Annotated in this window: 4 protein-coding genes and 2 pseudogenes; all 6 read left to right on the forward strand. The window is 45.0% G+C overall.

Features of this window, described 5'->3' with window-relative positions; all coding sequences use genetic code 11:
• A pseudogene (locus tag V7L97_RS11550) lies at positions 1 to 225 on the forward strand (nitrogenase molybdenum-iron cofactor biosynthesis protein); the annotation flags it as partial.
• 1 nt (position 226) lies between these two features.
• Positions 227 to 999 (forward strand): annotated as a pseudogene (locus V7L97_RS11560) (HesA/MoeB/ThiF family protein).
• Complete coding sequence (locus tag V7L97_RS11565; RefSeq protein WP_333656130.1) at positions 975 to 2,108, forward strand: putative sulfate/molybdate transporter; 1,134 nt, start codon at positions 975 to 977, stop codon at positions 2,106 to 2,108. Before V7L97_RS11560 ends, V7L97_RS11565 begins: the two are co-directional and overlap by 25 nt.
• A 28-nt stretch (positions 2,109 to 2,136) precedes the next feature.
• Positions 2,137 to 2,529: a hypothetical protein gene (locus tag V7L97_RS11570; RefSeq protein ID WP_333656131.1), complete on the forward strand. Its 393-nt coding sequence runs from the start codon at positions 2,137 to 2,139 to the stop codon at positions 2,527 to 2,529.
• 311 nt (positions 2,530 to 2,840) lie between these two features.
• A complete protein-coding gene (locus V7L97_RS11575) occupies positions 2,841 to 3,143 on the forward strand; it encodes a hypothetical protein (protein ID WP_333656132.1) in 303 nt (100 codons plus the stop codon).
• A gap of 167 nt (positions 3,144 to 3,310) precedes the next feature.
• Positions 3,311 to 4,311: methyl-accepting chemotaxis protein (locus V7L97_RS11580; protein ID WP_333656134.1), on the forward strand; the 1,001-nt coding region annotated here is incomplete at its 3' end.

Raw genomic sequence — 4,311 nt, forward strand, 5'->3', positions numbered from 1 at the left:
AACATAATTCCCCTTATTCCTCAGGCAGAGTTCGAATACTTACAGAGACCAACACATAAGATGCTGAATGATCTGAGAGATAAGTGCAGCCCGTATATTCCGCAGATGACACACTGCAGGCAGTGCAGGGCGGATGCATGCGGAATCCTTGGAGAAGATAAGGACATGGAACTTGAGATCTTGAATGCGAGAATAGGAGAGGAATATTGTGAGATAGTTAACTGATATGGAACTTGATCGCTACCGCAGGCAGTTGATGCTTCACGGATTTACATTGGAGCACCAGCAGAGGTTGAAGGATTCCACTGCACTAATTGCAGGTACGGCGGACTTGGAGGGACTGCAGCACTGTATCTTGCAGTTGCAGGCATAGGAAAGCTGGTCTTTGCTCATTACGGAAATCTCACGCTCTCAAACATGAACAGACAGATATTGATGAGACATGACTGGATTGGAAAAAGCAGGGCGATACAGGCAATGAAGAGCATTGAAGATATAAACCCTGATGTAGAGGTCGAGATATATGATGAAAGGACATCAGGGGATAATGTTGATGAACTCCTCGATGGAGTCCGGATAGCACTCTCTGTGCGGCCTAATTTTCATGAAAGACGGGTATTAAACAATGCATGTGTAAGAAAGGGCATTCCAATGGTCGAGGCAGCTATGAACGGCATGGAGGGATATCTATTTAATGTCATCTCTGAAAGGACACCATGCCTGAATTGTCTGTATCCCGAGGATAATAATGAATGGGAGGAACTGGGCTTCCCGGTTCTTGGCGCTGTCTCGGGAATGCTCGGATGCCTGATGGCCATCGAGGCAATCAAGCTGCTCACAGGCTATGGGAAACCGATGCTTTCAAAGATGCTCGTGTTTAATACCATCGATATGGAGTTCAGGAAGCTCAATATCTATAGGGATAAAGATTGCGGTGTATGCGGTAAAAAGGCTAAAATAGCGGAGACGATGCAATGCGAGTTCTCTCGGGCAAAGTAAAGCAATTCATGTGGGACCTATCAGGCGCCTTTGGCGATATAGGTGTTTTATTCCCTATTGCCATTGCGTTAATAGTAAAGAATGGTTTCAATCCTACGGCGCTGTTTTTAATGGCAGGACTCTTCTATGTGGCATCTGCCTATTATTTTAAAATCACAATGCCTGTTCAACCCCTCAAGGCAATGTCAGCCATTGCAATTGCCACAGGACTGAGCAGCAGCGTTATCAACGCTGCCGGCATTGTTATGGGAATCATCCTTCTCATCATAGCATTCACAGGATTAAGTACAAGACTCGGAAATATGTTCCCTTTATCCGTAATAAGGGGAATACAGCTCGGTCTGGGCATGATGCTTATAAAGGCATCATTGAATCTTATGAATGGCGATATCCCAGTTGCCATAATTGTTGGAGCAATCCTGATAGCATGTGTTTTTATAATCAAAAAGATGCCGCCTCTTATACCTGTTATGATAATCGGGATAGTTATTTCTCTAAGGGAGATTAAAGTGGCTTCAATGGGTCCTGTGGCTTTAACACCAATCATCCCTGATCTGAATAACTTATGGATGGGCCTTACAATGCTCGTCCTGCCGCAGATAGCATTAACATTCGGCAATGCCATAGTTGCAACCGAGTCAACAGGAAGGATCCTCTACGGTGAAAGGGCTGAGAAACTTAACCTCAAAAGCATTCCGCTGAGTATGGGCATTGCAAATATTGCATCGGGGATAGCAGGAGGGGCTCCAATGTGCCATGGCTACGGCGGACTGACAGCGCATTGTAAATTTGGTGCAACCAGCGAGAGATCGGGGTATATTATAGGTTTTACACTTATCGCACTGGCCTTACTGTTCGGACATTCTGCATTATCGATGGTATCAGCCTTTCCAAAGGGCATCCTGGGTGTCTTGCTCTTTTATGTTGGAGTGCAGCACTCACTTTTTATAAAGGACATCGTAAAGGACAAAGCATCTGTTCTGATTGCCTCAATCACTGCTGCTTTAGGCTTTTGGCTGAATAATCTCACTACAGGGTTTCTTGCAGGCATTGTGATACATCATGTCTTGACTGGTTTTGCGAAGACCTTAAATGTTTTGAAAGATTAAAAATATTCATCTAAAATAATTACTGCACATGGCTGACAAAAAACCTCATACCCTCCCGCCATCCATAATCTACTGCTTCTTTGTATTGGGCATTATCTCGGCTATCGCCTTCAGGGCGATTATAGTCTTTCAGCGGCTTGAGCCTTCATGGGTTAGACCTGTATGGTATGTGGGGGTCGTCGGCTACATGGTCTTTTTCTTATACAGGTATTACATCTCGGAGAAGAGGAAAAAGGCCGTTGAAAAATTCCAGTTGATCGAGAAGGTGAAGGCAAATGCATGCCTTACTGATGAGGACAGGGAGGTGGTTGTCTATCTCCTTTTGTCCATTAGAAAATCCCCTGAAAATGTTAATTATTTCATTATATTCCTGCTTTCAATCCTTGCGATAATTGCGGATATCTATTTCGCACTTTCTTAAACCACATTATTCATAAATTACGGACAGCTAAGGCGGAAGACAAAGTATTGGAGCGACTTGGGCAGCCCAAGCGTGACATGGATGTCCAAGCGGGCTGCCTTTGCTTCGGAGGAAGGCTGGACGCCTTCCGAGAATGAAGCGAAAATATTTTGTCTTCCGCCATAACAAAGTTTATGAATTCAGCACACCTGCTGCCCATATGCTAAGCAATACTTGCGTAATTTTGGATTAAACTTTTAAATTCAGGACAAACATCCTGAAAACTGCTAATATTGTAAAAAATAAAAAATAAAATAGGGGGTAACGAGGGTATGAAATGGTTCTACAACATGAGCCTCAAAAAGAAGTTCTACAGCGTCTTCGGCGTGATTATCCTGGGTTCGATTATAGGAATCGCCATAGGGCAGTTTGTATTCGCGAGGGTTCAGGTGGGTGGAAAGTATTTCAAGGGGATCGAGCTTAAGAGGGATGGTTCGGAAGATCTTGCGAGGATAAGAATGAACATCAATCTCCTAAAAGGCACGATGTATTCTCAGGTGCATGCCTATGATGAGGAGGCAGAAAAAGGTATGGAAAAAATAATCGCGAGCCCGACGAGCTTTTTGGGAATCTAAAAGGCATCCGTAACAAAGCTAACGGCAGGGGTGTTTCCTGTATTACATGCCATACCGATGAACAAGTCTCGCCATTTTTCTCTTATGTGAAAAGCGGATATGCTTCATGGAACAAGTATAAAGGTTTTCTCAAGGAGCGTTTATTCCCCATCGCAAAATCGCAGAATATGAAGGCGGCGGTTGACATCATAGAGGGCGAAGTTGCAGACGTGTATTTCGAAATTATGGAAAATACAAAGATACCCGTGGATATGATAAGGGGTGTTACTCCTCTGCAGATAGCCAAGCTTAAAAAGGAATCCAATATCATCCGGGTAGGCTATGTCATTTTCGGTGTAATCATAACGGTCTTTCTTGTGGCAGTCGCTTATTTTTTAACAACCGACATTTTAGGCCCGGTAACATCTATTACCCGGGTGTCGGCACAAATGGCAGAAGGCGATTTCAAGGGTGTCGATGTAAAGGCAAAGGGAAGGGATGAGATAGGTCAGATGGTCGAACACTTCAAAACCATGGGCAACAGGATAAGGGAATTCGTAGTCAGCATTAAAGGCGGTGTATCCAATCTCTCGTCTGCATCCGAAAAACTATCCAGCACCTCTGATGACTTCTCCAATACAACCGACAGGCAGTTGCAGCAGATCGAGCAGATTGCGTCTGCCTCGGCCCAGGCATCACAGACTATAGTGGATGTGGCACAAAATACCACAAAGGCTGCAGAATCGGTGAGACAGTCATTAGAGCTTGCATTTGGCGGAAAGTCGGTTGCCACCAATGCCATGAATGAAATAGAGAGGATTGCGGATGTTATAAAAGACGCATCGGAGACCATAGAGGGCCTCGGCAGGAGTTCGGAGGAGATTGGAGAAATAGTTTCCGTAATCACGGACATTGCCGACCAGACAAACCTCCTTGCACTTAATGCAGCCATCGAGGCTGCCCGTGCAGGAGAGCAGGGAAGGGGCTTTGCTGTTGTGGCCGATGAGGTGAGGAAACTCGCAGAGAGGACTTCAAAGGCAACAAACGAGATAGCAGAGAAGATCAAGGTCATTCAATCAGAGGCACAGAGGTCTGTGGACAAAATGAAGAGGAGCAAGGAAGAGGTAGACAAGGGAGTGGGCCTTATGAGGACTGTCAGCCAGTCCCTTGATTCCATTGCAACTTCATC

Source organism: Dissulfurispira sp. (assembly GCF_036745535.1).
Classification (GTDB): domain Bacteria; phylum Nitrospirota; class Thermodesulfovibrionia; order Thermodesulfovibrionales; family Dissulfurispiraceae; genus Dissulfurispira.